The sequence below is a fragment of the Pantoea sp. GbtcB22 genome (assembly GCF_019091025.1).
Classification (GTDB): domain Bacteria; phylum Pseudomonadota; class Gammaproteobacteria; order Enterobacterales; family Enterobacteriaceae; genus Pantoea; species Pantoea leporis.
In genome coordinates this window covers 1-282 of record NZ_JAGXKB010000107.1, presented here as the reverse complement: position 1 = coordinate 282, position 282 = coordinate 1, and the positions used below count along the sequence as shown (strand labels likewise).

Genomic DNA, 282 nt, shown 5'->3' with positions numbered 1-282 from the left:
CTATCATCAATTGCAGGCCGGTGCGCCTTATCGCAGCCAGCCGGTGATACGGCCAATCGCATTCCAGTCCGCACTGATCAAGCAGGTGCTGGATATCGGTGCGCGCACCTTGCTGGTGCCGATGATCGATACCGCTGGGCAGGCACAGGCGCTGGTGAAGGCGACGCGCTATCCGCCTTACGGCACGCGCGGCGTCGGCGCAGGCGTGGCGCGAGCGGCACGTTGGGGGCGCGTGGAAAATTATATGGCGCGCGCCAATGAAGAGTTATGCCTGCTGATTCA

1 protein-coding gene is annotated in these 282 nt (G+C 62.8%); it reads left to right on the top strand.

The window, feature by feature from the left end; translation table 11 throughout:
- Positions 1–282 (top strand): aldolase/citrate lyase family protein (locus tag KVT28_RS24940; protein WP_254633657.1); only part of this gene is annotated, 282 nt, incomplete at both ends.